Source organism: Cupriavidus sp. NPDC089707 (assembly GCF_044748965.1).
Classification (GTDB): domain Bacteria; phylum Pseudomonadota; class Gammaproteobacteria; order Burkholderiales; family Burkholderiaceae; genus Cupriavidus.
On record NZ_JBIVHB010000053.1, the window covers coordinates 1 to 5,864 of the forward strand.

General features: G+C 64.9%; 4 protein-coding genes. All 4 read left to right on the plus strand.

All coding sequences use genetic code 11. From position 1 onward, the window contains the following. Window positions 1-119: 119 nt before the first annotated feature. From ACIP1U_RS32420 to ACIP1U_RS32435, 4 genes are read left to right on the plus strand one after another with little or no spacing between them, the layout of a single operon-like run. Entirely contained in the window at window positions 120-1,355 is a 1,236-nt protein-coding gene (locus ACIP1U_RS32420; protein WP_400324002.1) for a site-specific integrase, read from the plus strand. Continuing rightward, window positions 1,339-2,868, plus strand: a complete 1,530-nt coding sequence (locus tag ACIP1U_RS32425; RefSeq protein WP_400324005.1) for a tyrosine-type recombinase/integrase — start codon at window positions 1,339-1,341, stop codon at window positions 2,866-2,868. Before ACIP1U_RS32420 ends, ACIP1U_RS32425 begins: the two co-directional genes overlap by 17 nt. Continuing rightward, the gene (locus tag ACIP1U_RS32430) at window positions 2,865-5,183 is read left to right on the plus strand and encodes a hypothetical protein (protein WP_400324007.1); all 2,319 of its coding nucleotides are present in this window, start codon (window positions 2,865-2,867) and stop codon (window positions 5,181-5,183) included. The genes ACIP1U_RS32425 and ACIP1U_RS32430 overlap by 4 nt, the downstream gene beginning before the upstream one ends. Further along, entirely contained in the window at window positions 5,176-5,670 is a 495-nt protein-coding gene (locus ACIP1U_RS32435; RefSeq protein WP_400324010.1) for a hypothetical protein, read from the plus strand. Before ACIP1U_RS32430 ends, ACIP1U_RS32435 begins: the two co-directional genes overlap by 8 nt. Window positions 5,671-5,864 lie beyond the last annotated feature (194 nt).

A 5,864-nucleotide genomic window follows, 5' to 3' on the forward strand; every position in this document is an offset into this window, starting at 1 on the left:
TTATGCGAAGGAACGGTAGGTTTACGACTGTTGCGCTTTGAAGCCTTGAAATCCCGCTTCTGGCGCAACAGCCAGGATGGTCTATGGTATAGATTCCTGGGTCTTGGACCTCGGCGGCCATGGTCATTCAGCTCAATCAGCCGGAGGTGCCGCAGCGTCTGCACGGCGTGACGCTGGTGGACCGGCATGGCTTGCCACGCTTCTGGGCGAACGTGTGGGCGCTGATGGCGCTGGCCGATCACGCCGAACTGACGCGGCTGCGCAAGTTGCATCATGTCGAACGGCTTTATGCGTATGCCGATGGCATGTTGGGCGCCGGCGCGCTGGACGATGCGCTGGCGGACCTGGATGACGCCCGGCTTGGCACCATCCTGGAAGGCTGGTTCGTCTCGCTGCGCAATCAGGCCCGGCCGACGGCGTCGGATCAGGAGCGCTGGCGGGCCGGGCTGGAATTCGTCGTGATGGTGTCGACCTGGCTGGGTCAAGGGATGGCACGCGACGACCGGCTGGCGCAGCTCAATGCGCGCTGGCAACGCCTCCATCTGCTCTACGGCCAGCTCCAGCTCCAACGCCACCATCGCGTCAACGTCCTGCGCTCGCTGCCTGCAGCGGTCGTGCAAGCGCTGTACGAACGCCTGGACCCCAGCGCCCCGACGAACCCGTTCAAGGGAATGGGCACCCGCTGGCGGGTTTTTATCGCCTTCGTGCTGATGCTGCATCAAGGCCTGCGCCGCGGCGAGTTGCTACTGCTGAGCGCGGATGCCATCAAGTCCGGCTTTGACGCCAGGCAGCAACGGACGCGTTACTGGCTCAACGTGGGCGAACACCGTCACGGTGCGGCGGATCCCCGTCACTCGCGCCCCGGCATCAAGACGCCCGATTCGATTCGGCAGATTCCGGTCAGCGAGCTGACGGCGAACCTGGTGCAATGCTATGTGGACAATTACCGGGGGCGGCCCGATCACCCCTACCTGCTCAACGCGCAGACCAACACGCCGCTGTCCACCGAATCGCTCACCAAGCTCTTTGCGCGGGCCTCGGCGGCCTTGCCGGCGCACGTGCTGGCCGAACTGGAAGACCGAACCGGCAAGACCAGTGTGACGCCGCACGACTTCCGGCATACCAGCGCCGTCGTGCGGCTCAATCAGTTGCTCACCCAGGGCGACTCGATGGACGAGGCTGTGCAAAAGCTGCGCAGCTTCTTTGGTTGGTCCCGCACGTCGGACATGCCAGCCTACTATGCGCGAGCCGTGTTCGAAGACCGACTGTCGGCCGTCTGGAACAACGTCTTTGATGACCGGGTCGCGGTGCTGCGTGCCCTGCCACCGGGAGACCGAGATGCCAGCGCACGTTGACGTCAACCAATGGACCGCGAGCGAAGCGCAGGCCTGGCTGGACCAGATCGTGCGGCAACTGCCGGCGCTGCCGCCCCTGCTGCGCTACTACGACGACTTCGACGACACCACGCGCGTGATCCACGACCCGGCCAACGCAAGCGTCTTCGCCGTCCATATCAATGGCGGCACCCAGTATCTCGACTTCTCTATCTATGACAGCGGCTACGCGGCCCTGCTGAAGCATCTGTTCCTCTATCTGCTCGGGGAAAACCTGCACGTATCGACTGCGACGGGATACCTGCAAGCGGCGAAGCACTTCAGCCATGCGGAAGTCATTGCGCTACTGATGGCCGGTCCCGAAAATTGCGTGGCCAGTTGGGCAGCGTTACGAGCATTGGGGAAAAGAGCGGACGCTTACGGGTTCGCCAAGGCGCTGCTGCGCCTGCTCTGCCACTATCGGCTGTGTGGCTGGTCACCCCAGTACCGCGAGTTCCTCGGCGTTGCGCTGCCCTGGCCAGCCCGCGACAAGTACGCTGGCGTGCGCGCCGGCGACGTCTTCCTGTCGATCGAAGAGGAAGCGGCGATCGTGCGCTATCTGGATGACACGGCACAAGGCGTTCGCGATGGCGCGTACCTGGACGAGGCGGCGCTATGTGACGCGGTGATGTTGCTGTGTGCCTACCAGTTCGGCATGCGTCCGATCCAGATTGCGCTACTGACCCTGCGCGACGTGCGCGTGTGGTCGGACGGCACTGACGAACTACCAGCGGTGCATCTGACCTTCCGCATGGTAAAGCAGCGGCGTGGCGCCGCCATCAAGCCCCTGCCCCGCCGGGTCAAACGGGAGTGGGCGGTGCTGCCTGGCCAATTGGAGCAGCGTCAACGCGCACGCGGACATGCCGGTGGTGATCGCTTCTGCAGTGTGGCCTCCGCCTCGGAAGTCTCCGTGCGCATAGCCGCGCTAACCGAGCGGCTGCTCGGCGTGCGCGTCACGGCCACGGATCTGCGACACACCGCGGCGCAGCGCCTGGTCGATGCCGGCGCCAACCAGGAAGAGCTGGCCGCCTTCCTGGGTCACGCCGACGTGACCACCGGCCTCGTGTACTTCGACAGCTCGCCCAACCAGGCGGAGCGCGTCAATCGCGCCCTGGGTCTGTCACCGATCTACCAGCAGGTGGCGCGCATCGCGCATGCGCGCTTCATCAGCGCGGAAGAATTGGGTTCGCTCAAGGGCGAGCAGCAGATCGCCGGCGTGCCGCACGGCATCCCGATCGCCGGCATCGGCGGCTGCACCAGCGGCCAGCCGGCCTGCCCGTTCAATCCGGTGACCTCCTGCTATGGCTGCCACCGGTTCATGCCGGTACGCGATGCCGCCTTGCATCGCGAAGTGCTGGCGGGCCTGCGCAGCGTGGTGCGCTTCTTCCATGACGCCTCGCGCGACGAGGCGGCGTCCCCCGCCTACCTGCAATTGCAACGGGCCATTGCCGGCGTGCAAGCGGTACTGGCCGAGCTGGAGGGCGAGGCGAAATGAACGCTGGCTACCGCGCTTACATCGCCTTGGGGAAAACCTTGGCAGAACAACGAGGCCTGGCCTGGTCGCTACCATTGGAGCCGGACGGACGCGTGTGCAAAGGGCACGGCTGGAACCTCTCCGCGCTCGTGGGCAATGTGCCGTCTCCCGCGCACTACCTGAACCATCTCGGCCGTGATGCCAAGATGCTGAAGGCCTTGGCCGAGCAGTCGAAAGAGCTTGCCCCAGCGGCGCTGTCGGCGGCATGGCAGGATCTGATCAAGGCCGCCGTGCTGGAGCAGTTGCTGGTCAAGCGCAATACCACCGGGCACATCGTGTCTAACATCGTGCGTCCCTTGCGGGTACTGGCGACGTGCCTCCCCGGCCAGGAGCCTTGGCAACTGACGACACAGGATGGGCACCATGCTGTCCAACTGGCGAGCAGCATCCAGGCCTGCGGCAAGTTGGGGCAGCTCGTGGAGGGCGTCCTCAGGAATCTGTTCGACGTGCAGCGGCTGGCAAACGGCGGCCCGCTCTACCAAGCCGCGATCCAGCGCCGAACGACGAGTCGCCGGGTTCGTCGGGCCGCCTTCCTGCAATCCGAGGACGAGCTACGGGACACCCTCGAGCAACGCAAGCGCGCAGAACGTCTGCCGGAGCGGCGCGCCTTCTGGGAGTTGGTGCGCATCGTCATGACCGAGCCACCTCGTAGCTTCGTCGATACGCTGCGCTTCCTGTGCCTGCGCGCGATGATCGTCACCGGGTTGCGCATTGGCGAGGTCGTGTTGCTGCCGGCGGACTGGCAACGCACAAGGGCGTACTACGACCGGCAGGGCCAGTCCGCGGGGACGTCAGGCGGCTACGCGCAGGCGCTGCTGCTGCGCCACTTCGCGGAAAAGCAGCAGGCCCCGACGTCGGACAGTCGTGTGCTGTTCGAAAAGGTGCAGTATGTACCGGAGATGTTCCGCGACCTGCTGACGCAGACGCTGGAACGCAGCGTGGCACTGACCGAACCGCTACGCCGGACCTTGCGGCAGCAATCCGAAAGCGGCCGTCTACTGCCGTGGTACGCCGAGCATGAGGTCGTGCCCGCCGCCCATCTGTACCCTCACCTGACCGGCAATCCGTTCTGGGCTGCTATGGATGGCGCGCAGCGGGCCGATCTGTTGGAACGCTATCGCGCGCAGTTCGACGTCACCTTGCTGCAGGAGATGCATGACCTGCAACGAGCCAGCCATGCGCGGCAGGCTCGGCTGGACTCGGCTGCCTACGTGTATCTGAACCGTCTCGGCAAGGCCATGCAGGTGGGCGGCCACGTGCTGTCGTTCCGCCGGACCGATGGCAGCGTGATCCCGCCTGATGTCCGGTTGCAATGGTCGCAGACATGCCTGCACGTGGGTGAGCTGGAGGCGTACTTGCGTGCCGCGGTGCCGACCAAACTCTCGGACACGGCACCATTGCCACTGATGGCTGGCGAGCTCCAGAGCTGGGAGTTGCTGTTCCTGGCGCCGAAGCGCTCGCTGGCGGAGGAGCGCGATGATGGCATCTGCGATGTGACGCGGGTGATGGCGGTGAACCGGCCAGATACCGGCTTCGTGGCCAATGCGCTCGGGGAACGGGCCTCGGGAGAAACGCTGTTCCAGCGCTACGGCCAGAGCCCGGAGGATAAACAACTACGCCTTGAGTCGCACATGCTGCGCCATCTGCAAAACACCGAGCTGTTCCGGCTCGGTGTTGCGGACACGATCATCTCCAAGCGCTTTAACCGGCGTAGCGTGACGCAGAGCTACGTGTACGACCATCGCAGCCTGGCCGAGCAGCTCGACCAGATTGAACTGCCGGTGGAGGTGGAACTCTCCCTCGGGGAAAAAGCCACGACAGTGGCCAAAATGATCCAGGCTGGCAAGGCCAGCGGCCCCCTGGTTGCCGCGTTCCTGCGCATCCAAGCTGACGAAGGCGACGAGGCGGCCTTCGCCTATCTGAAGGCGGAAGCCGATGGCTTCCATGCAACCCCGTACGGCCACTGCCTGAACAGCTTCACGGTCGATCCCTGCCCGAAGCACCTGGAATGCTTTACCGGCTGCCGGCACCTGTCGGCGACCAATCTCCCGGAGAACCGGGCGCATCTGATCAAGCTCGAAGGCAAGCTGATAGCCGCTCTCGCACATGCCGAGGCACGGCAGGCCACGGCGCCGGGGCGCGATAACCAGATCGCTCACGCGCGGGTTCGGCTCGAAGGGGTGCGTAAGCTGCTGGCCAGCGCTAACGGCGAGTTGCCCTTCCCTGATGGGCCTGACCTGTCGGTACTGCCGGCACGCGGAGTGCTCGATGATTGAAACCAAGACGACCGCGCCAGACGATCCAGACCTCATTCGCATTCTGGAAGATCTGCTGGCCCACGACGAGACCATCACGGCGCGCGCCGTCGCGCGTCGCCATCCCAGCCTCAAGGCAGCTTCGTCCATCACGCGCAGCCCGGTGCGCAGCCAGTTGCTGGCGCAGTACCAGCAGCGCCAGGCGGAGTTCCACCGCTGGCAGCGGCGCCTGCCGCGACAGGCGAGCGCGGTGACGGCGGCAACGCTGGCCGACAAGGAGCTGCGCATTGCCGAGCTCGAGCGGCAAGTGAGGCTGCTGACGAGTTCCCACCTGGCCATGATCCGGGTCGTGGGCGAACTCGGCGGCTTCAGCAAGTGGGCGGCCTTCTACGAGCATTACGCCGAAGCGCGCGCCCAACTCGAAGCATTGGGGGCGTTACCGGTCGCGACCGTTACTGCACTTCCCTCGGGTTCTCCATCCTCGGATGAGGAGCCTCCGCCAGCCTAATGATCGCGTCACGCCGCCCTTCGGACTGTTGCGTCGCGGCCAGTCCATTGGCGCAACAAAGTGATGAGGATCTGTTGCGCAACAGTCGTACCCACGCCTGTGGATAACTTCGCTGGAAACCCGCTATACATCAATATGGGGCAGTGAAAACGCCCCTCGCAACAAAAACCCCGACATACCAACTGTGCGAAATG

Bases quoted from the DNA above. Each gene is read 5' to 3' on its own strand.
- ACIP1U_RS32435 (WP_400324010.1), top strand. From the start codon at position 5,176: ATGATTGAAACCAAGACGACCGCGCCAGACGATCCAGACCTCATTCGC.
- ACIP1U_RS32430 (WP_400324007.1), top strand. From the start codon at position 2,865: ATGAACGCTGGCTACCGCGCTTACATCGCCTTGGGGAAAACCTTGGCA.
- ACIP1U_RS32425 (WP_400324005.1), top strand. From the start codon at position 1,339: ATGCCAGCGCACGTTGACGTCAACCAATGGACCGCGAGCGAAGCGCAG.
- ACIP1U_RS32420 (WP_400324002.1), top strand. From the start codon at position 120: ATGGTCATTCAGCTCAATCAGCCGGAGGTGCCGCAGCGTCTGCACGGC.